The organism is Chitinophaga sancti, assembly GCF_034424315.1.
Classification (GTDB): domain Bacteria; phylum Bacteroidota; class Bacteroidia; order Chitinophagales; family Chitinophagaceae; genus Chitinophaga; species Chitinophaga sancti.
This window is the reverse complement of sequence record NZ_CP139972.1, coordinates 8,340,997-8,365,864: the sequence shown is the minus strand read 5'-3', so window position 1 is coordinate 8,365,864 and position 24,868 is coordinate 8,340,997. Positions and strand designations below refer to the sequence as shown.

The following is a 24,868-nucleotide window of genomic DNA, read 5'->3' as shown; positions in this document are numbered from 1 at the left end:
TTGCAATAAAAGTTAACTCAAAATTCCCCTTTCGGTCATTACTTTCTAAAATGACATTTCCTGTTTAAAAAATCACCTCTTCTTTAAAAATAAAGAAACGTTCCTACCAAACGGTAAAAACGTTTTACAGTTATTGGGTTGTTAGTATTGACTGTTAGTGCTCCTTCTTCCCTGCCAGCAGGTATAATACCGCCATTCTCACAGCGACCCCATTCTCCACCTGATTCAGGATGATAGAATGTCCGGAATCAGCTACGTCAGAGCTCAGCTCGACGCCACGATTGATCGGGCCGGGGTGCATGATTACAATTTCTTTCTTCAGACTATCCAGCAGCTGGCGGTTTACACCGTAAGCCAGGGAGTATTCTCTCAGCGAAGAGAAGAGCGGTGTATTTTGTCTTTCCAGCTGAATCCGCAGTACGTTTGCAACATCGCACCATTCCAGTGTTTCGCGGATGTCATAGCTGACATTTACACCCAGGGCTTCCTGCATGTGCTTAGGGATCAGGGTAGGCGGACCTACGACTGTAACCTCTGCACCCAGTTGCTTCAGGCAGTAGATGTTTGACAAGGCGACGCGGGAGTGCATGATATCGCCACAGATGGCGATTTTCTTACCTGTTACGGAACCCAGCTTTTCCCGGATAGAGAAAGCATCGAGCAGTGCCTGGGTCGGGTGTTCATTGATCCCGTCACCGGCATTTACGATAGGTACCTGAATGTGTTTGGATAAGAAGTGAGGCGCGCCGCTGGCCGAGTGTCGCATTACTACCATGTCCACTTTCATGGAGAGGATGTTGTTCACCGTATCGATGAGGGTTTCACCTTTTGATACGGAAGAACCTGAGGCAGAAAAATTCACCACGTCAGCGCCGAGACGTTTCTCCGCCAGTTCGAAGGAGATACGGGTACGGGTGGAATTTTCAAAAAATAAATTAACGATGGTAGTATCCCTGAGCGTAGGAACTTTTTTGATTGGTCTTTGTAAAACCTCTTTGAACTGATCTGCTGTTTGAAAGATTAGTTCTATATCCTGACGCTTCAGACCGCGAATTCCGAGGAGATGATTTACTGATAATGACATTTAAGATGCAAATATAAATGACCTGAATACAAAACCCAAAATCAATATCCGGACGGTGTCCTGTTTTTACCAAAAAGTTGTGCTCATAGCGCTGGAATGATGGCATTCATAAGAAAAAATTGAAAAAAAGGCTTCCTGCAAAAGACTCATCCCAATGCACTATTCCAAATTTAAAATCTTCCGCAAATTTGCCCCTATTCGATAATTACATCGTCATGCCCATCCCTATCTTTCCAGCGCACCTTCACCTTTTCCGAATTCACGGCATCAATTTCACGGCCTGTATAATCCGCCTGTATTGGCAGCTCACGGGTAAAACGACGATCTATTAAAACAAGTAATTCCACTGCAGACGGTCTGCCGAAATCCAGCATTGCATCTAATGCAGAACGGGTAGTACGACCTGTATATAATACGTCATCGATCAATACTACCTTCTTATTTTCAATTGAAAAATCAATAGCCGTTTCGTTAGGCACATGCAGTGCTTTCCCTTTATTGAAATCATCACGGTAAAAGGTGATGTCAATTCTTCCGTATTGGATTTTTACATCTGGCAGCAGCTTCTGCAGGGTATTATAAATTCTGTCAGCCAGATAAATACCTCTTGGCTGAAGTCCGATCAGGGCAGTCTGGGAGAAGTCTCCGTGATTTTCGATAAGCTGGTGACAAAGTCTGTCAACAGTGATGGCCACTTGTGTACCACTCAGTATGGTCTTCAAAGTATGCAGTTTTAGGGGGTAAAAATAAGGAATATGCGTTGAAATATTACAAATGATCGCATCCTCCGCCGGCAGATGCGATCATTTGCAGGGGCGGGCTTGCCAGCGGCTTAGGTTTTTAATCATTATATTGCAGGTACTTAATTCAATCATTATCATATGAAGCGCATACTTATATTCTCATTGACTTTCCTCTTATTTGCATGCAATTCCAAATCCCAGCTGAAAGTGGGCGATAAAGTACCGGCATTTCAGTTAAAGGACCAGGATGGTAATACCTTTGATATCAGTACAGCATTGGGCAAGCAGCCCATGGTCATCTATTTTTATCCAAAAGACGAGACCAGTGTATGTACGAAAGAAGCATGTTCATTCCGTGATGCTTATACTTCTTTTTCCCAGTATGGGGCTAAGGTGATTGGAATTAGTGCTGATGGGGTGGCTTCGCATAAAAAGTTTGCCGAGCATCATCATCTGCCATTTACATTACTGGCGGATACTTCCAATACGGTAAGGAAATTATTTGGGGTACCAAAGACGTTTGTGATCCCGGGAAGGGTGACTTATGTGGTAGATAAGCAGGGGGTGATTGTGCATACTTTCAATTCGATGAAAGATAGCGAGAAGCATGTGCAGGAGGCATTGGCGGCGCTGAAGAATATTAAATAACATTAAACGGGCCATTCAGGAAATTGAACAGGAATTTTACTGAATAGCAACATATCTTCAAATGAATTAAAAAGGGCACTCTTTCGAAGAAGTGCCCTTTTAAGTTCATACTTTTTTGAAGACCATTATGCTTCTTTTACGAAAGGATAACCATACTCGGTAGGTGGCACCAGGGTCTCTTTAATTGTCCTTGCACTCAACCACCTGTACAGGTTCAGCATAGAACCTGCCTTGTCATTGGTACCGGAAGCTCTCGCTCCACCAAAAGGCTGTTGTCCTACCACCGCACCAGTCGGCTTATCATTAATATAGAAATTACCTGCTGCATTCACCAGCTTCTTAGTCGCCAGATCAATTGCATAACGATCCTGTGCAATGATAGACCCCGTCAATGCATACGCAGAGCTGCTATCAACCACATTCATAATTTCTTCAAATTTATCTGCTTCATACGTGTAGATCGTCAGCACAGGACCGAAGATCTCCTCGCACATGGTTACATATTTAGGATCTGAAACTTCGATCACCGTAGGCTCAATGAAGTAACCTTCCGTTTTACTATAGTTACCACCAGCAATGATCTTAGCCGCAGGATCTTTCTTCGCATTCTCAATATAATTTACGATTTTATTGAAAGAACGCTCGTCGATCACTGCATTGATAAAGTTGCTGAAGTCTTCCACAGTACCCATTTTCATAGTCTTCAGTTCAGCCAGCAGACGGGCTTTCACCGCTTCCGCAATATTGGAAGGCAGGTAAGCGCGGCTTGCTGCGGAACATTTCTGACCCTGGTATTCGAAGGCACCACGTGCCAGTGCAATGGCTGTCACATCTGCATCCGCAGAGCTGTGTGCCAGCACGAAATCTTTACCACCGGTCTCCCCTACTATGCGTGGGTAAGCCTTGTATTTATTGATGTTCTGACCGATCGTCTGCCACATATGCTGGAACACGGCGGTAGAACCGGTGAAGTGAATACCTGCAAAATCAGGATGGCTGAAGCAGATCTCACCAAGTTTCGGACCATCTACATAAATGAGGTTGATTACACCTGCAGGCAGCCCTGCTTCGATCATGATCTGCATAAACATGTTGGCAGCGAATACCTGGGTATCAGCTGGCTTCCAAACCACGACGTTGCCACACATAGCTGCAGAAGCAGGCAGGTTACCTGCTATCGCGGTGAAGTTGAACGGTGTTACGGCCAGTACGAAACCTTCCAGGGGGCGGTATTCGGTACGGTTGTGTACACCTGGAGAACTTACAGGTTGTTGTTTATAGATCTCTGAAAGGAAATGCACATTGTAACGCAGGAAGTCGATCAGTTCGCAGGCGCTATCGATCTCTGCCTGGTAGGCGTTTTTGCTTTGACCAAGCATGGTCGCAGCATTCATGTGGTAGCGATATTTGGTTGCAATCAGCTCAGCGGCTTTCAGGAAGATGGCGGCACGTTGTTCCCAGGTGGTAGCGGCCCATTGTTCTTTGGCGGCCAGTGCGGCGGCGATGGCGTCATTGATATGGGCAGCTTCACCCATGTGGAAATGACCCAGTTTGTGCTTGATTTCGTGAGGAGGGCGCAGGTCAACAGTTTTCCCGGTACGAATTTCCTGGTTGTTGATGTACATAGGAATATCCGCCTGTTGCGCCTTAAAGGCAGACAGTTGCTTTTTCAATGCAACCTTTTCTGGCGATCCGGGTGCATAGCTGTAAACCGGTTCATTTGCCGGTGCAGCAAAATGAAAATAAGCGTTGTGCATTCTCAAAGAGTTTTTGTTGTAACGAGATAATATAAAATTAGTGCCTTTGGGTAATAATTCAATTTGTAATTTTTCTCCCAAGGATCGGTACCGGCAGGCTGGCCTGCGGATGGCTTTAGAAATTGGAAGTGGGTTATAAAGGCCATTCCATTGTGCAAAAAAGAAAAAAGCCCCTCCGGCAGGAGGGGCCTTTTTAAATAAGTAACCTTAATTATTTTCTTTGGACATCATCAGGTAAGCTTTAATAAAGCCTTCCAGTTCTCCGTCCATCACGGGGCCTACGTTTCCTACTTCAAAATCGGTACGATGATCCTTGATCATCTTGTACGGATGGAAGACGTAAGAACGGATCTGCGAACCCCATTCGATTTTACGCTTATTAGCGTTAGCGGCATTTTTCAGCTCTTCGCGCTTGCGCAGCTCTTCCTCATACAGGCGTGATTTCAGCATTGTCAATGCCTTCTCACGGTTTTCTCCCTGTGTACGGGCCTGCTGACATTCCACGATGATGCCTGTAGGAATGTGCTTAAGTCGCACGGCTGTTTCCACCTTATTGACGTTCTGTCCACCTTTACCACCGGAACGGTAGAATTCCCATTCGAGGTCGGCCGGATTCACGGCAATTTCAATGGTATCGTCCACCAACGGATACACATAGACTGAAGCAAATGAGGTATGCCTGCGGGCATTGGCGTCGAACGGAGAGATACGCACCAGACGGTGTACCCCGCTCTCAGCTTTCAGCAATCCATAGGCAAAGCTACCGTCGAACTCCAGGGAAGCGGATTTGATACCAGCACCATCCCCGTATTGCACGTCGATCTCAGATACTTTCCAGCCTTGTTTTTCACCGTACATACGATACATACGCAGCAGCATCTCGGCCCAATCCTGGCTCTCGGTACCACCGGCACCGGAGTTGATGGTAAGTACTGCCGGCATCTCGTCTTCCGGCTCGTTCAAGGTAGACTTGAATTCCAATTCATCCAAAGCTGCCACGGCTCCGTCGTAAGCTGCTGCTACTTCTTCTTCAGAGGCTTCACCCTCTTTCTGGAAGTCCAGCAGTACGGCGCTATCTTCAATAGAGGTTTTCACCTGCTCGTAAAGATCGACCCAGAACTTGTTGACTTTGATCTCTTTCAGAATTGACGTAGCCCGGGCATTGTCGTCCCAGAAGCCGGGGGCTAACGATAATTGTTTGTCATTTTCGATTTTTGCTATGCGGTCCTGGACGTTAAAGAAAACCTCCCAGGACATGGAGACGGTCCCTCATAGCTTTGAGTTGTTCTGCTGTCATAATGGTGGCAAATGTAAGGAAAAAGGGGAACAATATTTGTTGCACATTGACATTATTCTTTGCCCTTAAATTAAAAATTTCAACTATCCATGAAAGCCTCTCATGAAACCCTTTACTACAAGAACAGCGCAATTTTTAATACAATAGGGTATCTGATGGTCATCGGTGTGAATGCACTTGCAGGCCTGGGCCTGATCAACGGCAATACCACCGCACAGGTCTCTGAAAAGTATGATAATCTCTTTGTACCAGCGGGTTTTACCTTTTCCATCTGGGGGCTCATTTACCTGGCACTGATAGGGTTCATCATTTATCAGCTTTGGCTCGCCTTTGCTTCCGGACATGAGGATTCTTTGGAACAATTCATGGAAAGGATGCGCGGCTGGTGGCTAATCAGCTGTATGGCCAACAGTTGCTGGCTCTTTGCCTGGCATTATGAGTTGCTACCACTGGCAATATTACTGATGCTTACCTTATTAATATCATTGCTGGCTATCCATATTAATTTTAATATTGCTGCACCGGGTGCCAGCCGCGCCATGCGATGGTTCGTATTCATTCCTTTCAGCCTGTACCTGGGCTGGATCTGTGTAGCGACGGTAGCCAATATTGCTGCACTGCTGGTATATTCCGGCTGGGATGGCATGAGCGTACCTGTCACGGCTATACTCATCCTGGTTGCCTGTGCAGGTGCCACCCTGCTGGTCGTAAAACGACACAATATCGTGGCGGGCATGGTGGCTATCTGGGCATTTTACGGGATCATTGCTAAACGGCAGAGTGAAGTGACGACCATGGCCCTACCCGTAATAATCTGTTGCCTCTCGGCGATCGGCGTAGTGCTGGTTGCGGGGATCAGAGAGCTAATTTGTAAAAAGGAGTAGTGTTGTTATTAATTTATAGCGCGAATTGTACGGCGGAAAGGTCTATACTTGAGCTATTTCTTTAATAGATATTTAATAAATTCAAACTGCAACACTACCTAAATGGCCGTTAAATAATTTATTACATTTGGAGACTAAAAAATCAACTCATGTTCCCAACGACAAATCCTGAATCAACAAAAGCCTGGCAGGAGCTGCTGAAACACGCAGACCAGATGAAGCAAACGCACATGCGCACTTTGTTTGCGGAAGATGCTGAAAGATTTAACAAATTCAATCTGCGTTTTGAACAAATCCTGTTCGACTATTCAAAGAACATTATTACTGAAGAAACCCTGACGAAGCTGTTTGCACTGGCGAAAGAGTGTGGTGTGGAAGAAGGTATCAAAGCCATGTTCAGCGCTGAAAAAATAAACGCTACCGAGAACAGAGCAGTACTGCACACAGCACTGCGTAATTTCTCAGGCAATCCTGTTGTGCTGGATGGTAAAGATGTGATGCCCGATGTACTGACTGTGCAGAAGAAAATGGAAGAGTTCTGCGAGCGCGTTCACAGCGGTGAATGGAAAGGGTATACCGGTAAGCCTATACGTTATATTGTAAACATCGGTATCGGTGGCTCCGACTTAGGTCCGGTGATGGTGACTGAAGCGCTGAAACCTTACTGGAAAGAAGGTATGCAGCCTTACTTCGTGTCTAATGTAGATGGCACCCATATCGCTGAAACGCTGAAGAAAGTTTCTCCTGAAGAAACATTATTCTTAGTTGCTTCCAAGACCTTTACCACACAGGAAACTATGACCAATGCATTGACTGCACGCAGCTGGTTCCTGGAGCATGCAAAGGATGAGAAGTTTGTAGCGAAGCACTTTGCGGCATTATCTACCAATGAAAAGGCGGTGAAGGAATTCGGTATCGATCCTGCGAACATGTTTGAGTTCTGGGATTGGGTAGGAGGCCGTTATTCACTGTGGTCCGCAATTGGACTGAGCATTGCACTGACTGTAGGCTTTGATAATTTCAAGAAATTACTGGAAGGTGCGCATGCAGTAGATAAACATTTCCAGACTACTCCATTAGAGAAAAATATTCCTGCTATCATGGCGCTGATCGGCTTGTGGTATGGCAACTTCTTTGGCACTGCTACTGAAGCCATCCTCGCTTATGATCAGTACATGCATCGCTTTGCAGCGTATTTCCAACAAGGCAATATGGAGAGCAATGGTAAGTATGTAGACCGTAATGGTAAGGCGGTAACTTATGAAACCGGTCCGATTGTATGGGGTGAACCTGGTACAAATGGACAGCATGCATTTTATCAGCTGATCCACCAGGGTACTCGTATTATTCCGGCCGACTTTATCGCACCCGCTATTAGCCACAATCCAATTGGCGATCATCATGTAAAATTGCTGTCTAACTTCTTTGCACAAACAGAAGCACTGATGAATGGTAAGAGTGCTGAAGAAGTGAAAGCAGAACTGGTGAAACAGGGATTGAAGGATGCGGAGATCGCGGAATTGACTCCTTATAAAGTGTTCACTGGTAACAGGCCAACGAATTCATTCCTGGTGAAGGAGATTGATCCGAGAACCCTGGGTTCACTGGTAGCCATGTACGAGCATAAGATCTTTGTACAGGGTGTGATCTGGAATATTTACAGCTTTGATCAGTGGGGTGTAGAATTAGGTAAACAGCTGGCAAATAAGATCCTGCCTGAGTTGGTGAATGATAGTGCTGTGAGTAGTCATGATAGTTCTACCAATGGGTTGATTAATGCCTGGAAGAAGCTCAAGAAATAGACTTCTTTATGAATCAGTATAAAAGAGGGTGTCTGCCTGCGGCAGACATCCTCTTTTTATGCAATAAAAAAACCTCCGGAAAAATCCGGAGGTTGTATAAGAAGTTTAAGAAGTCAATTTGAACCTTCCCTTACCACTTATCTACATCTTCACTATGTGAAGTAGCAGATGCAGTAGCAGTAGCAGCAGGTGCGGCAGCAGCTTCTACAGCGGCTTCCACAGCAGCATCAGAAGAACCTTCTGCGCCTTCTCCATCTTCATCATCACGTACATAGTCGTGATTGTAGGCATCAAAATCGAAGTCGGGCATCAACTCAGTCTTCACATAGTTGATAGTCTCTGTTAATGCATTCAGGAACTTGTTGAAGTCCTCCTTGTACAGGAACACTTTGTGCCTGTCATAACCATTGTCATTAAAGCGTTTTTTGCTTTCTGTAATGGTCAGAAAGTAATCATTTCCCCGAGTGGTCTTTACATCAAAGAAGTATGTTCTTCTTTTGCCCGCTTTCAATCGTTTAGAAAAGATACTGTCATTATTTCTTTCCTGCTGATTGGTATTTTCGTACGCCACAGTTGATAGATTTAAGTTGTTAACGAATCAAATCCTTTTTCCAATAAGCAACAAATATACTATTGTTTTACAAATATCAAAATAATTTTAAATGATTTTGAAAAATGATAGAAAGTCGGCTTAAGTACTGGTTTTCAGGCATGTATAAAATTTTGATCCTTATTCTATTACAGATTCATCTTCACCGGATTGCTGGCGGGCGTATAATTCTGTGTAGTAACCATTTAATGACAATAATTCTTCATGGGTGCCGGTTTCAACGATCTTTCCATCATCTAAAACAATGATTTTATCAAACTCAAAAAGGGCAAATATGCGATGGGTAATGATAATAGCAGTTTTATCTTTCAGGTATGCATACAGATTACCAATGATTTCTTTCTCTGTACGGGCATCTACAGCCGACAAACAGTCATCAAACACCAACAGATTCGGATCTTTGATCAGTCCACGGGCGATTGATATACGTTGTTTCTGACCACCACTCAGGGTAACACCCCGCTCTCCTACTAAGGTATTGAACCCTTCCGGAAAACCCAGGATGTCCTTTTCGACCGATGCCTGGCGGGCGGCACGATGTACGGCCTCCTCGTTGGCTTCCGGGGTACCGAAGCGGATATTGTTGGTAATGGTATCTGAAAACAGGAATACATCCTGTGGTACATAACTGATCTGGGTACGCAGGTCTTCGAGTTTCAGGGTTCTCAGGTCCATCCCATCCAGCATCACCGCTCCTTCCTGCGGGTCATACATACGGATCAATAACTGTGCGAGGGTGGATTTTCCCGAACCTGTACGGCCTATTACCGCTACCTTTTCTCCCGGTTTTACCGTGAGATTAAAATGCCGGATAGCCTGTATACCTGTATGCGGGTAAGTGAAGGATACGTTTTTGAATACGACTTCCCCTTTTACCTCTATTGACTTTGCATCCGGCTGGTTATGGATATTCGGTTTGATGTCGAGGAATTCATTTAAACGTTGCTGACTCGCAGCGGCACGCTGTACCATGCTGGCCACCATACCGATAGAGAGGAATGGGAACATCAGCATGTTTACATAAATCACGAATTCTGCGAGGTTACCGACGGTGATGTTGCCATGGATCACCTGTATACCACCGATAAAGATTGTTAAGAGTACACTCAATCCTATCATCAATGCCATACTGGGTTGGAAGAGTGCATCTGTCTTTGCCAGGCTCACTGAACTGATTTTATAATCTTCACTGGCTTTCTCAAAATGTTCGATCATCCCTTCTTCCTGTACGTATGATTTGATCACCCGGATACCGGAATAAGATTCCTGTGCGATAGAAGTAATGTTTGATAATTGTGCCTGGATTCGTTCACTCTTCCTGTGAATAATAAAGTTCACATAATAGATAGTGAGTGCCAGGAAAGGCAGTGGTGATAAGGTATACAGCGTGAGTAAGGGGTTTACGTCTATCATCAGGTATACCACGATCACAAGCATAAAGATGGTGCGGGTAGCATACATGATAGCCGGGCCTACATACATGCGTACACGTGATACGTCTTCTGTAATGCGGCTCATAAGGTCACCGGTCCGGTGCATCTTAAAGAAGTTGAGATCCAGCATCTGGTAGTGCTGGTAAATTTCGTTCTTGAGGTCAAATTCAATGTGGCGGCTCATCACAATAAGGGATTGCCGTTGGAGGTATAAGAAGAAACCACTCAGTAAAGCGAATACAAGGAGCATTACACCATAAAAAGCGAGGACTTTAGAGAAGTCGGAGTGAAAGATCGTTTTGAGATTGGTATCACTGATCAGGTGATAATTATTGAGGTTTTGTGCCAGCAGATCGAAGATCTGGCGCACCATGATAGGTTGAAACACACTGAATACGATGGAGACTACTGTGCAGATCAGTCCAAGCAGAAAGCGCCATTTGTAGCGAAGGAAATATTTATTCAGTACGGCTAGGTGTTTCATTATTCTATCCTTAGAATTCCAGGCGATTATTGGTTTCCGAAAAAACAAAGAGGTCGCATCAAAAGTAATTTACCCGGATTTAATTCCGATAACCGGCGGCGCGTGTTTCAGCACATAAAGTTCTCAATGCCTTCAAAATTACTTTTGATCCAACCTCTTTTTATACTTATAAACTTTTCAAAGTCTCGATGATCTTCTGCTCGCTTTCAGCATCACTTATGTCCTGCTTCACGAACTTTTGACCAGTGATATTTTCGAATAGTTCGATATAGCGTTCGCTCACGGTAGTCACGAATTCATCGGTCATTTCAGGCACCTGCTGGCCTTCTTTACCCTGGAATCCATTTGCCATCAGCCATTCGCGTACGAACTCTTTAGAGAGCTGTTTCTGTGCCTGTCCGGCTTTTTGTTTTTCTTCGTAGCCTTCTGCGTAAAAGTAACGGGAAGAATCCGGTGTATGGATCTCATCGATCACGTAGATGGTATCGCCAATTTTACCAAATTCATATTTGGTATCTACGAGGATCAGGCCACGTTTTGCCGCTAGTACTTTACCACGGGCAAAGAGTGCCAGTGTGTATTTCTCCAGCTGTTCGTAATCGTCCTTGCTTACCAGGCCTTTTGCGAGGATGTCTTCGCGGGAAATGTCTTCATCGTGCCCTTCATGTGCTTTGGTAGTCGGAGTGATGATCGGCGTTGGGAAATAGTCGTTCTCTTTCAGCCCTTCCGGCATGGTTACACCGCACAATTCGCGTTTACCGCTTTTGTAGGTTCTCCAGGCATGGCCGGTGAGGTTACCACGAACCACCATTTCTACCGGGAAAGTTTCACATTTCAAGCCAATGGTTACATTTGGTAAGGGTACAGCCTTCACCCAGTTAGGCACGATATCCTTAGTAGCTTCCAGCATAATAGCAGCTACCTGGTTCAGCACCTGACCTTTGTAAGGAATTGGACGGGGCAGCACCACATCGAAAGCGGAGATCCGGTTGCTTGCTACCATTACCATCTCTTTATCATTGATGGTGTATACGTCTCTTACCTTTCCCTTGTAGAAAGCCGTTTGCCCGGGAAAATTAAACTTTGACTCTAACATGAAATAATACCGATTATAACGATTAATGAATATCCTTCATTCACAGGGCAATTTGCTGCCGGCTATGCATTCAGATGCGCAAAAATACTTTAGCTGGGATTAATTAACTAAGAAAACTTTAGCAGGCGGGAATTATTCGCGCCGGCAAACTGGTGGATCAGGTTTAAAATATATTCATTGTCAGGGTACTGGGTGAGCCATTCCTTTACGTTCATTTCTTCTGTGATGGCGGTTTCACGGGGAATATAGCCCATACCATAGAAGCGGCCTTTTTCCATGAGGATACAGCTTTGTTCCTCGGCGTCACGGCCGGCATCCACGATCAAATAGGAAGGCTGTGCCTTTTGCATGTGGATGATAGCGGCCCGAACCCGGAGATTGTAGTATTCAGGTGTTTCCTTTTTTTCGCAGGCGCCTTTGCACTTATGGCCGGTGAGCGGCTTGCAGGCACCATCCCCTTTCTGAAGGAAGCAGAGGCGCGGGCAGAGATCAAACTCCCGGATCAGCCCTTTGAGCATCGTGTGACCCTGCACCAGTAAAGGAAATGAGTGAAGCGGCATGGTATACTTGCGGCGGCGTTCAATCACGAGGCGCAGGTAGCCGAGCTGGTCTTCAAAGGTGTAAAAGCCGTATTTAAATTCGATATTCTTCTGGCTCTTGTTATACTTTGGCCACAGCCTTTTGATTTCCACGCTTTCCAGGATATTGGCCATCAGTTCTGTACCAGTCACTTCATGAGAGATACTGTGGATGTTGCGCAAAAATTCCTGTCGCTGGCGACTTGGATTGTTGCCCGTGAAATGGCTGTTGACGCGTTTTTTAATATTCCTGGCTTTACCTACATAGATGACCTTCCCTTTCTGATCATGGAAGTAATACACACCCGGATTGGCTGGTAAGGACTTCATCTGGTCAGGCGGCAGGTTCGTAGGGAGGAACTGCTCCTTACTGGTGGTTTTGAGTGCTGCAGAGATTGCGTTATTGCTATCCAGGCTCAGGTAGAGGCCGAACAGGCGAACGGTAGCAGCTGCATCACCGGCAGCACGGTGCCGGTGCGCTACATTGATTTGCAGCGAGCGACAGAGATTTCCGAGACTATAGCTGGGTAAACCGGGAACGATCTTGCGCCCCAGACGTACTGTGCAAAGTTTTTTGGTGCGGAGGTCGTAGCCTGCCTGCAGCAAATGGTATTGTAAAAATGAGTAGTCGAAATTGACATTGTGGGCGACGAAGATATTGTCCTTCAGTAAGGCAAATACTTCTCCGGCGACATCTGCGAATTTGGGAGCTGAGGCCACCATATCGTCAGTAATGCCGGTGAGGGATTGGATATAACGGGGAATGGGTACGCCTGGATTGATCAGCGATTCGTATTGCTGAACGATTTGAGATCCATCGTAAATGAAAATGGCTATTTCGGTGATGCCATTGGCACTGGCGTGCCCACCTGTGGTTTCGATATCGACAATTGCGTACATAACTCCCTTCCTTTCCTCGGAGGACAAAGATAGGGGCTGTGGGGCATATCAAAAAAAAGAGTTGTTAGTCACCAGGTCGACATTCCCGAATCCATCACACATGAAACCTTCCTGGCAACTAACAACTACAAATTTCAAACTACCTGTTCTTTAAAGCATTTCCAGCCTTTCTTTGGGCAGAATTATTTAATTGCCTTTCATTAACTGGCTAAACTTAGCAGCCTTACACTGGCAGTGCAATGTTTACTTGTTTTTCTTCAGCAAGCTATCAAGTGTCTTTACATGTGTCTGATGCGCTTCTAAAGTAGGCAGTGTTTTCGCTGCAAAAGCTTTCAGCTCAGGATCAGTTACGTCATCACTCGCTTTCCTGAACAGGTCTACCGCATCATTATGGTCTTTTACCATTTCATTTACGTAAGCCTTATCGAAATCTTTGCCGGTCTTTTTGCTGATATCATCTATATCTTTCTTGTAGTCTACACCCACGCTATCAGGTAATGTAATATTCTTGGCAGCCGCTATTGATTTCAGTTCATCTGCAGCTTTGGAGTGGTCTGCAACCATTTGTTCACCAAAGGCTTTAACCTGAGGGTTTACACCTTTCTCCTGCGCTATCTTGCCCAGCGCGATTTCTTTCATGCCTGCATCAGCAGCTTTAACGGCGAAGTCGGAGGAAGACTGGTCTACAGGAGCCGTTTCCTTGTTTACAGCCTGCGCACTGTCTACAGCGTCTTCATGCTTTGATTCGGTATTACCTCCACCGCAGGATTGTAACATCCAAACGGTCATCAAGGTGGCAGCTACATAACTTAGTCTTTTCATGTCTAACTTTTTTAGGTTCAACAATTAATTACTGGGAGAGAGACAAAAAAAGGGCCACTGTGGCTGTGCCAATTCTCATATGCTGATGAATGGCTTATTGGTAGTGGGTTTTTGATAGGCAAACTCTACGATAATGATTTTCAAATGATTGTAGACTGGTTTCTACAAAAAGGAACAGGTTCTTTATGACGGAGGAACAATTTTAATTAAAAATGACCAAATCCCGGGGCAGTTGGTAAGTTGACAAAGACCTGGGGCCGGCATAAATTTAAAATGGAATATTCCTGTTTTATTTTTTTTGGAACATTCATTCTACAATTGTATTTTTGCACCATCATGGCACGTAACAAAGCATTCGATCCTGAAGAAAGGCTGGAAAAAGCAAGAGACCTCTTTTGGCAAAAGGGGTACAACGCGACTTCCATGCAGGACCTCGTGGATGGCATGCAACTGAACCGAGCCTCTATATATGATACTTATGGCGACAAGCATGCCCTCTTTCAGCAATGTCTTTCCAACTACGCCAAACAGGCACTGAAAGACTATAAACAATGCTGCGAGGTCTGCTCCCCGGTTGCCGCTGTTGAACACATTGTACGCAAAGCTATTTCAAACAGAAAGGAAGGACAGAGTTGCCTGATGGTAAAGACCTCTTTTGAACTGGCATCCATGGACCAGGAAATCAAAGATCTTGTGAAACACCAGGCATTGGAACTTATTCATGTTTTGCAGGAACTACTTGAAAAGGCTAAACAGATGGGTGAAATACCCGCGGATAAAGACCCTGGTTTGATGGCCCGTTTCCTGTACAGCAGTTTCAGCTCTATCTGGATGATGGATGTGTTATTCAATGATAAACAGTTAATTGATCAGCTAACTGATCATATTTTAAACAGTATCAGGCGATAAAAATTTTTTGACCATTTTCAGAACGATCATTCTAATATGTATCCTGCATTATTTACACAATCAAGCATAGGCAAATACGCCCTTTCTAATAAAGTCGTGATGGCTCCGGCTGCAATAAAACGCCGTGTCAATGATGGGGAGGGGCAACAGCATGAACTGATGGTCCATCAACGTCGGGTCAATGATGGGGTTCCTAATGATCTGATGGTAGAGTATTACAGCCGTCGGGCAGGTGCCGGGCTTATTATAGCCGAAGGCACCAGCCCCGTGGAAAGCGGTATGGGGCATGCGCACATGCCAGGAATTTATAGCAAAGCCCAGGTAGCAGGATGGAAAAAGGTAACGGAGGCGGTACATGCCAATGAGGGTAAGATCTTTTTACAGATTATGCATACCGGCAGGATCTCCCACCCTGCTAACATGCCGGCAAAGACGCGCATAGTGGCACCTTCCGCCATTGCAGCCAATGGAGAGATCTGGACGGCCGCACAAGGGTACCAGCCTTATGGTACACCACGGGCGATGAGCACAGCAGAGGTACAGGAGATGGTGCAGCTGCATGTGAAAGCAGCGAGACAGGCGATTGAAGCGGGTTTTGACGGCGTTGAACTGCATGCAGCCAATGGATACCTGATGGAACAGTTCCTGCACCCGGATACCAACCAGCGCACGGATAAATATGGCGGAAGTATTCCGAACAGGGTAAGGTTTATACTGGAAACAGTGGCAGCAGTGAGTGCAGCGATCGGCAAAGATAGGACCGGGATCAGGCTTTCCCCTTACAGCAAGGTAAATGACCTGCAGCATCACGGACAAATTGATGCGACTTATGAATACTTAGTGGATGCGTTGGATACGCTTTCACTTTCATATATACATGTAGTAGATGGGCATAGCTTGGGAGAACCGGAGATACCAGCAATACTGCTGGCAGGAATCAGAGCAAGGTTTAATGGCCCGCTGATACTGAATGGCAATTTCGATGCATTGAAAGCAGAGGATACTTTGCGGAGTGGTCTGGCAGATTTTGTGGCATTTGAACAGCCATGTAGCAGCGGGGTAAAATTGTCCGGTCCGCGGATGAGCGCGGATTGTTTATCATAAAATAAGATTGCTTGCAGAGAAGGAGAATCCCGGTGAAGCCAAAGCATCACCGGGATGTGTTTTATTTAGCCCAGCCGAAATACTGCTCCGCATTGTAATAACATATATCCTTTATCACCTTCCCTACCCACTCCACATCATCCGGCAGCTCTCCATTTTCTATCTCCTGCCCAAACAACTCACAAACTATCCTCCGAAAATACTCATGCCTTGGATAAGACAGAAAACTCCTTGAATCTGTCAGCATGCCCACAAACCGGCTCAGTAATCCCATATTGGAAAGCGCATTGATCTGCTTAATCATCCCATCTTTCTGATCCAAAAACCACCACGCAGCACCAAACTGCACCTTCCCTGCGATCGACCCATCATTGAAATTCCCGATCATAGTCGCCAACAACTCATTGTCTGATGGATTCAGATTATAGAGAATTGTCTTTGCCAACTGATCCTGGCTATCCAGTCTGTCCAGGAACTTCGCCAATGCCCTTGCCTGTGAAAAATCACCGATTGAATCCCAACCCGTATCCGGGCCTAACAGGCGCATCATACGTGAATTGTTATTCCGCAACGCACCCAGGTGATACTGCTGTACCCAGCCTTTCTCCCAATCCCAGATAGCCAGTTGTACCAACAAAGCAGACTTGATCTGACGGATTTCGGACAAGGTCAGTTGCTTGCCAGCCCTTACTTTCTGGAATATAATATTGATCTCCGCATCTGTATAATCATCTGCATAGATTTCCTCTATACCATGATCTGATACTGAACAACCCATACGGGCAAAGAAATCATGCCTGTTTTTCAATGCAGCCAGCAGATCCTGGTAAGTAGAAATGCTGGTATTCGCAGCCTGTTCCAGTTTCTGGAGGTAGACATTGTATTTCGCAGGATCGTCTACATTCATTGCCTGATCCGGACGAAAGGCGGGCAGAATAGGAATTTCGAATCCTTCATTTTTTAATTGCTGGTGATATTCAAGGGTATCTGCAGGATCATCCGTAGTACATACCAGCGCTACCTTCATTTTGCGCAGCAGGTTGCGGGTCGTGTAATCAGGTGTTTGCAACAACTCATTGCAGGTAGCGTAAATAGATGCTGCTGAGGAAGCATTCAGTATTTCATTCACCCCAAAATAACGTTGTAATTCCAGGTGTGTCCAATGATAGAGCGGATTACGCAATGTATAGGGTACTGTAGCTGCCCATTTCTCAAACTTCTCCCAATCCGACCGCTCGCCTGTACAATAACTTTCATGCACGCCGTTTGTACGCATCGCTCTCCATTTATAATGATCTCCATAGAGCCATGCCTGGGTAATGTTTTCAAATTTAGTATCGGCTGCAATCTGAGCCGGTGGCAGGTGACAATGATAATCAATCACGGGCATCTCCTTTGCATAGTCGTGATACAATTTCCTGGATGTCGCAGTATTCAACAGGAAATGTTCATCTAAAAACTGCTTCATTATTGCTGATTAAAATGTTTTTTATAGTGAGACTCCTCTCTTCCAGGGTATGAAATCGTCCTGTCCGTTCAGGACTGATTTTGCGGGCAATGTACCGCTGGCTACCTGGATCACATGCTCCAGGATCCGCTCCCCGGCCTGCTGGATCGTCTCATCTCCATCGATGATCGTACCGGTATTAATATCAATGATGTCCGGCATTTTCTGGAATAACTTTGTATTACTCGACAGCTTGATCACAGGGCTTACCGGATTGCCTGTAGGCGTGCCAAGTCCTGTGGTGAACAAAACAATGGTAGCTCCTGCACCTACTTCTGCCGTGGTGGATTCCACATCATTGCCAGGTGTACATAAAAGGTTAAGGCCAGGTTTCTTTACCTGCTGCGGGTAATCCAGTACTTCTACAACCGGCGATGTACCACCTTTTTTAGCAGCACCTGCACTCTTGATCGCATCGGTAATCAGGCCATCCTTTATATTTCCGGGTGAAGGATTCATATCAAAACCCGAACCGGCGTCTTCTGCTCTTTGTTCGTAGGTACGCATCAGTTGTATAAAACGTAGCGCATCGGTTTCCTGCACACAACGGTCACTCATCTCCTGCTCTACCCCACAGAGCTCAGGAAATTCTGCCAGGATCACACTACCGCCCAAGGCTACCAGCAAGTCAGATGTATAGCCAATTGCAGGATTTGCAGAAATACCGGAAAATCCATCGGAACCACCACATTCAAGACCAATCGTGAGTTTACTTAAAGGTGTGGGTTGACGGGTGAGACTGTTCGCTTCTATCAAACCCGCGAAAGTTTGCTTAATAGCAGCAGAGACCATGGCCTGTTCTGTACCGATCGATTGCTGATCGAGGATGTATAAAGGCTTACTGAAGTTGGGAGAACGTTTTTTTATTTCATCCTGCAACATGGTGATCTGCGCATTCTGGCACCCCAGACTTAATACAGTTGCACCTGCTACATTGGCGTGTGTAATATAGCCCGCCAGCAGGCCACAAAGGGTTTGCGCATCCTGACGAATGCCGCCGCAACCACCTTCGTGAGTGAGGAATTTGATACCATCTACATTCGGGAAAACCCTTGCCTGCTGAGAGGCTGTTTCGTTCTCTGTGTAGATCGTTTCTATAATGCTTTCTTTGCTGGCTCCTTGCTGGAATTGGGTAGCGAGTTGCTTTGCAAAGTCAGCGTATTTTTTTGGACGGCCATAGCCTAAGGCATCTGTGAGGGCTTCTTTCAATACTTCCACATTCCTGTTTTCGCAAAAGACCATGGGAATTACCAGCCAGTAATTACCCGTACCTACAGTACCATCTGCACGATGATAACCCAGGAAAGTACGATCTTTCCAATGTGCAATGTCAGGCTGGTGCCAGGCTGTTTTACGCTGTGGTGCCAACTGAAAACCGCTGGCAGCATGTTGTACATTGTCCGTACCAATCCTGGCACCTGCAGGCAGGTCCTGTTTAGCCTTGCCTACAAGCACACCATACATCGTGATCGGCTCACCTGCTTTGAGGGCAGTTTCGGTAAATTTATGTTTAGCCGGTACGTCATCATACAACGTGTACGATTGCCCGTTATCCTGTACGGTTTCTCCTTTCTTCAGGTCGGTTAATGCCACTACGACATTGTCATGCGGGTGGACTTTTAAGATACTTCTTTTCATGATTTCAGATCGGTTAATACCACTGGTTCTCTTATATCACACTTGTTTCTGCAGATACTCTTTTGATCAATGCAGCAGCTCCATCATTGATTAAATTATTCAACATGACGGTGACCGCCTGTGCAAAGCCCTTGTATTTTGTTAAGTCTTCACCCCACAGTTCCTGATTTTTCAGTACTTCCTGTACAAGTAATTCCGGAGATAGTTGCTGCCATTTCTGTTTAAAATATGCCCCATGATCATCCTGTATATCCTGTTTCATGGTGAGTAAATATGCCGCAAAACCCATGGCTAATAATGCAGGTACTTCATGCACCTGCTGATAGTATTTCCTTAAAACAGGAATCACTCTCATCTTCATTTTGCTGGTATACTGCATAGTAATACTGAGCCATCGATGCCGGATATACGGATTGCGGAAGCGGTCTAATACGCTTACGGCAAATCTCAGGGCAACATCTTCGCGGATATTAATATCAGTGATAGCAGGTGTAATTTCATGCTGCATAAGCGCAGAGATTACGGCTTCAAATGCAGGATCTTCCATGGATTCGCGCACAGTTTCAAAGCCGGCAAGATGGGCGAGACCACAGGTAAGGGTATGGGTGCCATTGAGCAGGCGAAGCTTTAATTCACGGAATACATTGATATCAGGTGCCAGTACCACACCTTCATCTGCTTTAGCAAATGAAAGCACATTTCCCACTTTCTCACTATCAGTTTCTATGGCCCAGAGGCGATACACTTCTGACATGATCATGAGCTGATCTTCGTAACCAAGTTCCTTTTCTATTGCAGCCCTTTCCTCAGCAGGTAATGCACCGGGTACGATGCGGTCTACTAGGGAATTGCAGAAATGGTTTTCTGTTTCCAGCCAGTGCATGAAAGGTTCCTCCAGCATATGTCGCTTTGCCAGTTCGAGGACAATGTTTTTCAGTTTAGTACCATTGTCAGGAATCAGTTCAGTAGGAATGATGACCATACCTTTCCCTTTTGACTGGTAACGTCTGAGTAAGAAGGCTAAGAGTTTCCCCGGGAAAGAAGCAGGCGGGGCCGCGTGAATGTCATCATCTGTAAGAGTAATCCCTACTTCGGTTGTATTGGATATGATGATTTCTATGCCAGGGTTCTCTGCGCAGGCAAGGATCGCTGCCCATTGCGTAGCAGCCGGCAGTACCCGGCTAATGGCGCTATTCACGATATATTCTGATATGCGCTGACCGGCTTGAATACCCTGTATACATTGTGTATAGAGATTATCCTGCGCGGCGAAGGCATCTGTGCCACCTTTGCCGGTAGACTTAACCACTACAATGCGGCCATTGAAAATACCGGCTTTATTTGCTTTGTCTATGAAATAATCAGGGAGACCACGGAGCAGCACGCCCGTACCAAATTGCAAAACCTTTTCAGGTAATTCCGGGAGGGCTACGTGATTTTTAGATAATTGCATATAATGAGTTGCTTTATTAGAATTTATTTCTTTGCTTCCCGGATCATCCAGTCGGCGAGATCGGAAGCTGCCTGGTAGTTTTCGAAATCCGGCGATAGTCTGCGACCATCAAGGTATTCATTATAGAACCATGGATCGCCTACCGCAAATACAGCCCCCCTGCCTACTTTGGACACGGCCATGATTACATCACCCTTGTCGGTGTAGATGGCTGTAGCAGGTGCGGAGAGTTTAAGTGTCGAAATCTCTTTGATATAGATCTTCTTTGTATTGGGGAAAACAGGATTCCCCGCCGGCAGGTATAATGCCCCCTGTTCAAATTGTTTACCTTCTACGTGGTTACGGCTGTCTTCATTGAAGTGAATACCGAATTGTTCTGTGAGGGTATTGAATTTTTCTATTTCAGAATTGCCTTTATCATTTTGCAGGATGACTAATACACCGCCTTTTTTCACCCAATCATCAATCACCTTTGCGTAGGCGGCAGTCATATAGTTCGGGTGTGCAGTTTCTTTTTCTGTATCAGGATCTACGATGATCAGCATGTTTGTCTTTGCAAGATTTGCAGCAGTAGGTGCTTCGGACAGCATAGCTGTGCGTACACCCCTGTTGTGAAAGATTTCGCCCCAGAGGGAGAACCCACCATTATCCATTTCATCCCATACATAGTGCCAGGTCGTACCATTGCTTCTTACTTCGTGGTTGAAGAAGTTATCGATGGTAACAGTCAATCCTTTGCCTGTTTTAGGAATGGCCAGCAGGTCCATTTCATTGGCCGCCATCATGTAGGCGCCTACACCTTTGGGATCGTTCTGGATCACCTTTTCACTAAGGTAGTATTCATAGCTTCCATCACGGTAAGGATCACCGCCAAGACCACCGACAGTCACAGTGCCTTCGAGGTTTACGCCGCCTTCGGCAGCAGGACGAATGAATTGTTTATTAATACCAGCGAATCCTTTTTTTGCAGTTGGCAAATAAGATGCAGGTAAATACCCTAAACGGATCCCCCTGGCCAATGTGTAGACAAACATATTACTGACGGATGCTTCCAGGTAATTACCTTTCTTGCCCGCTTTATCTAAGATCTGCCACCAGGCACCACTGACAGGATCCTGGTACTTCTTCACAGCTGCGGCATAGCGGTTTAAGATCTGTATAAGGCTATCCCTGCCCGGATGATTTGCCGGATAATATTCCAGCACATCTACGAGTGCCATTCCGTACCAGCCCATGGCTCTGCCCCAGAAATTGGGAGAGCGCCCGGTCGTTTTATCTGCCCATTTTTGTTGCCTGGACTCGTCATATCCGTGATAGAGTAGTCCTGTTTTAGCATCGCGACTGTTTGTTTCCATGAGTACGAACTGCCGGGTAATATCCTTAAAAGCAGCATCTTCACGAAAGAGAGCAGCGTATTCTGCATAGAAGGGCTCACCCATATATAAACCATCTAACCACATTTGATAAGGGTAGCGTTTCTTGTGCCAGAAACCGCCAGCGTTTGTACGTGGCTGATGGCGCAATTGCTCCCTGAGTTTATCAGCGGCCAGTTTGTATTTCTCTTCATTGGTCACTTTATAGAGCAACAATAAGGCACGGCCGTTTTTGATATTATCGATGTTGTAATCATCCTGTTTGTAGTTGCGGATGTTGCCTTCTTTGTCTAAATAGGTATCGATGCCCTGTTGGATGAACTGGAAGTACTTACCATCACCGGTGTTCTTCCAGAGGCCTGCAAAGCCTTCCAGTACTACACCCTGGTCGTAGGTCCAGTGGGCACGTTTGCCGGTTTCCTGTAATGAATCTTTCCATAATCGCATGACAGTAGTTGCCATCTGAGCAGATTGAGCATGGCTCTGCATCGTGGCCGCTAAGAATAGAAAAATCAAGCCTGTTCTTTTCATGTTAATCTCCCATTTTAATTGCTTTGCTATCCTGCACGTTCATTTTTCCATTATCGGCAGTGAGCAGTTTTACGTTGGTCAGGTTTATGTTTTTACCTTCTATACAATCACCTGCTTTGTCAGCTTTGATGGTGATATTATTCAGGTAGATATCGCTGATTGGCATTTCCGGTAAGCCCCGGATAAAGATCGCCTTTGCCGCACCATTACACACCACATTGTTGATATAAAAATCCCTGAAGCGCGGAGTGGCCTCGGTAACAGGTATTGTCTCCACTTTAGGGGCATCCCGCTTCTCACCTGCCAATACCACCGGGTCTTTTGCCATGTAGTACATATCAAAGAGGATAGCTTCGGCAGGTATGTTTTCCATGTTGATGTTATTTACGTAGATCTTTTCTACGATACCGCCACGGCCCCTGGTTGTTTTGAAACGAAGCCCGATGTCGGTGCCAAGGAAAGAACAATCAGATACATATAAATTGTTCGCTCCGCCAGACATTTCACTCCCGATCACAAAACCTCCATGTGCATGATAGACGGTGCAGTTATTCACAATCACATCTGCCGTAGGCACCCCTCTCTTCCTGCCCTGTTCATCTCTGCCTGATTTGATACAGATACCATCATCCCCCACATCAAATGTACAGCCTTCGATCCTTGCAAAGCGGCAGGATTCGAGGTCCAGGCCGTCACCATTCTGGGCATACCAGGGGTTCTTTGCATATACATTTCTCAATGTGATGTGCTCGCATAATAATGGGTGCAGGCACCATGCCGGTGAGTTCTGGAAAGTTACACCTTCGAGCAATACATATTTGCACGATGCGATGCTGATCATATTAGGACGGAGGAAGTCCTTGATATCATTGTAATCAGCAACAGTTTTACCGGGGGCGATCACGCCGGCCTGCTGGGTCTTTGAGCCCTTCTGTGATTTCTCTGAGGGGTACCAGGTTTTCTGGTCCTCGCCGGTGATACCACCGGAAGTAGTAAGTTTCTTCCACTGGCTTTCTGTGAGCTTATCCTTCTTGACAATTCGCCAGGCATCGCCACCGCCATCGAGAATACCTTTGCCGGTGATAGCGATGTTTTCGGCACCGGCTGCGGATAGAGGGGCCTGACAGCGCATAGCTTTCAGCCCCTCGTACGTTGTCTCTATTAACGGGTATTGGGAAAAATCAGTGGTGAATTGTAAAATAGCATTGGGAGCCAGGTAGAGGTTCACATTGCTCTTTAACACGATGGGGCCTGTGAGCCACAGACCTGAAGGGACCATAACAACCCCGCCACCTCTCTTTGTGCAGGAATCAATCGCAGCATTGATGGCCTGGCTATTGAGCGTCACACCGTCTGCTTTGGCCCCAAAAGAGGCGATATTCAGTGTATCTCTCCTGAAGTGAGGTTCGTAGATCTCAGGCAGATCAAAGCGGTATTTGCCCTCAAAAACTGCTTTTCGGAGGTACTGATCCAGGCCAATGTGTTTCTCATGAATTTCTTTCGCTACCAGATCGGCTACGAGGGTAGCGCCGTAGGTGTTGAAGTGTGTATTGTCTGTTACACCATTGGGCAGGGTAGCATAGTGCCCGGCGGGTGTGGTTTTAAAGAGTTTTTCAGAACCCTGTACGCCTTGTTGTACAATGAGTGCTTCGCTGCTTTTATGCAGATCGATAAGGGGCACTTTGTATTGTGCAGCGAGGGCGCGGACTACACCGGGGTAGTCGCCATGCTGGTCTACGAAGATGCCTTTGTCGTCGAACTTACGGCGCATCACAGGTGTAATGAGAACAGGGTTGGCGCCTTTAGCACGGGCTTCTTTCACAAAGCGCAGCAGGTTGTCTTTATAGGCACCATTTGGCGCTGCGTAACGGGTGGAATCATCTTTTTTCTGGTCATTGTGGCCAAACTGGATCAGGACCCAGTCGCCCGGTTTTAACTGTGCTAAAACAGTATCCCAGCGATGTTCGTTGATGAAGCTTTTGGTGCTCCGGCCATTCACGGCATAGTTCTTCACTTCTATACCATCCAGGAATTGCGGGAACAGCTGGCCCCACCCTCTTTCAGGGTTATCCTGCAGGGGTTTGTCAGACATTGTGGAATCACCGATCAGGAAGATACGGGGTTGATCAGCCGGCATCCAGCTGATCAACGGTAACAATAATACCAGTAAATAACATCTTATATTCATCTCTAACAGTTTATATGGGGTAGTGAC

19 protein-coding genes are annotated in these 24,868 nt (G+C 45.9%); 5 read left to right on the top strand and 14 right to left on the bottom strand.

Annotation, left to right across the window (positions count from 1 at the left end):
* Positions 1–154: 154 nt before the first annotated feature.
* On the bottom strand, positions 155–1,084 hold the full coding sequence (locus tag U0033_RS32935) for an aspartate carbamoyltransferase catalytic subunit (RefSeq protein WP_072357122.1): 930 nt from the start codon (positions 1,082–1,084) through the stop codon (positions 155–157).
* Positions 1,085–1,278: 194 nt separating this feature from the next.
* The gene (gene pyrR / locus U0033_RS32930; RefSeq protein ID WP_072357121.1) at positions 1,279–1,806 is read right to left on the bottom strand and encodes a bifunctional pyr operon transcriptional regulator/uracil phosphoribosyltransferase PyrR; all 528 of its coding nucleotides are present in this window, start codon (positions 1,804–1,806) and stop codon (positions 1,279–1,281) included.
* A 159-nt stretch (positions 1,807–1,965) separates the two neighbouring features.
* On the opposite strand from pyrR, the gene U0033_RS32925 reads away from it, so the two are divergent.
* Entirely contained in the window at positions 1,966–2,475 is a 510-nt protein-coding gene (locus U0033_RS32925; protein WP_072357120.1) for a peroxiredoxin, read from the top strand.
* Between the two features lie 125 nt (positions 2,476–2,600).
* Here U0033_RS32925 and pruA read toward each other — a convergent pair whose 3' ends face one another.
* Entirely contained in the window at positions 2,601–4,232 is a 1,632-nt protein-coding gene (gene pruA / locus U0033_RS32920) for an L-glutamate gamma-semialdehyde dehydrogenase (protein ID WP_072357119.1), read from the bottom strand.
* Positions 4,233–4,439: 207 nt separating this feature from the next.
* A protein-coding gene (gene prfB / locus U0033_RS32915) for a peptide chain release factor 2 (RefSeq protein WP_143150602.1) occupies positions 4,440–5,529 on the bottom strand; the annotation gives its coding sequence in 2 pieces (ribosomal slippage) (positions 4,440–5,468 and positions 5,470–5,529; 1,089 coding nt in all).
* Between the two features lie 89 nt (positions 5,530–5,618).
* Between prfB and U0033_RS32910 the strand changes: the two genes are divergently transcribed.
* The gene (locus tag U0033_RS32910; protein WP_083571332.1) at positions 5,619–6,413 is read left to right on the top strand and encodes a hypothetical protein; all 795 of its coding nucleotides are present in this window, start codon (positions 5,619–5,621) and stop codon (positions 6,411–6,413) included.
* A gap of 149 nt (positions 6,414–6,562) precedes the next feature.
* Complete coding sequence (gene pgi, locus U0033_RS32905) at positions 6,563–8,215, top strand: glucose-6-phosphate isomerase (protein WP_072357118.1); 1,653 nt, start codon at positions 6,563–6,565, stop codon at positions 8,213–8,215.
* A gap of 130 nt (positions 8,216–8,345) precedes the next feature.
* Here the strand turns inward: pgi and U0033_RS32900 are convergent, their stop codons facing one another.
* From U0033_RS32900 to U0033_RS32880, 5 genes are all read right to left on the bottom strand, one after another.
* Positions 8,346–8,786: a DUF3276 family protein gene (locus U0033_RS32900; RefSeq protein ID WP_072357117.1), complete on the bottom strand. Its 441-nt coding sequence runs from the start codon at positions 8,784–8,786 to the stop codon at positions 8,346–8,348.
* Between the two features lie 159 nt (positions 8,787–8,945).
* Entirely contained in the window at positions 8,946–10,742 is a 1,797-nt protein-coding gene (locus tag U0033_RS32895; RefSeq protein ID WP_072357116.1) for an ABC transporter ATP-binding protein, read from the bottom strand.
* 166 nt (positions 10,743–10,908) lie between these two features.
* The gene (locus U0033_RS32890) at positions 10,909–11,838 is read right to left on the bottom strand and encodes a phosphoribosylaminoimidazolesuccinocarboxamide synthase (RefSeq protein WP_072357115.1); all 930 of its coding nucleotides are present in this window, start codon (positions 11,836–11,838) and stop codon (positions 10,909–10,911) included.
* 107 nt (positions 11,839–11,945) lie between these two features.
* The gene (locus tag U0033_RS32885) at positions 11,946–13,316 is read right to left on the bottom strand and encodes an exonuclease domain-containing protein (protein ID WP_072357114.1); all 1,371 of its coding nucleotides are present in this window, start codon (positions 13,314–13,316) and stop codon (positions 11,946–11,948) included.
* A gap of 243 nt (positions 13,317–13,559) precedes the next feature.
* The gene (locus tag U0033_RS32880) at positions 13,560–14,138 is read right to left on the bottom strand and encodes a DUF4142 domain-containing protein (protein ID WP_072357113.1); all 579 of its coding nucleotides are present in this window, start codon (positions 14,136–14,138) and stop codon (positions 13,560–13,562) included.
* A 336-nt stretch (positions 14,139–14,474) separates the two neighbouring features.
* On the opposite strand from U0033_RS32880, the gene U0033_RS32875 reads away from it, so the two are divergent.
* Positions 14,475–15,047 (top strand): TetR/AcrR family transcriptional regulator, encoded by a 573-nt coding sequence (locus U0033_RS32875; protein WP_072357112.1) that lies wholly within the window; start codon positions 14,475–14,477, stop codon positions 15,045–15,047.
* A gap of 36 nt (positions 15,048–15,083) precedes the next feature.
* Complete coding sequence (locus U0033_RS32870) at positions 15,084–16,151, top strand: alkene reductase (protein ID WP_072357111.1); 1,068 nt, start codon at positions 15,084–15,086, stop codon at positions 16,149–16,151.
* Between the two features lie 61 nt (positions 16,152–16,212).
* On the opposite strand, the gene uxaC is transcribed toward U0033_RS32870, so the two are convergent.
* The 5 genes from uxaC to U0033_RS32845 are packed head-to-tail and all read right to left on the bottom strand — an operon-like array spanning position 16,213 to position 24,841.
* Positions 16,213–17,619 carry a glucuronate isomerase gene (uxaC, locus tag U0033_RS32865; protein ID WP_072357110.1) on the bottom strand — a complete coding sequence of 469 codons (1,407 nt, stop codon included), beginning with the start codon at positions 17,617–17,619 and terminating at the stop codon, positions 16,213–16,215.
* Between the two features lie 21 nt (positions 17,620–17,640).
* On the bottom strand, positions 17,641–19,296 hold the full coding sequence (locus U0033_RS32860) for a UxaA family hydrolase (RefSeq protein WP_072357109.1): 1,656 nt from the start codon (positions 19,294–19,296) through the stop codon (positions 17,641–17,643).
* 31 nt (positions 19,297–19,327) lie between these two features.
* Complete coding sequence (locus tag U0033_RS32855) at positions 19,328–20,749, bottom strand: tagaturonate reductase (RefSeq protein ID WP_072357108.1); 1,422 nt, start codon at positions 20,747–20,749, stop codon at positions 19,328–19,330.
* A 23-nt stretch (positions 20,750–20,772) separates the two neighbouring features.
* Positions 20,773–22,653: a glycoside hydrolase family 88 protein gene (locus tag U0033_RS32850; protein ID WP_072357107.1), complete on the bottom strand. Its 1,881-nt coding sequence runs from the start codon at positions 22,651–22,653 to the stop codon at positions 20,773–20,775.
* A 1-nt stretch (position 22,654) separates the two neighbouring features.
* Positions 22,655–24,841 carry a glycosyl hydrolase family 28 protein gene (locus tag U0033_RS32845; RefSeq protein WP_245801706.1) on the bottom strand — a complete coding sequence of 729 codons (2,187 nt, stop codon included), beginning with the start codon at positions 24,839–24,841 and terminating at the stop codon, positions 22,655–22,657.
* Between the last annotated feature and the right edge of the window lie 27 nt (positions 24,842–24,868).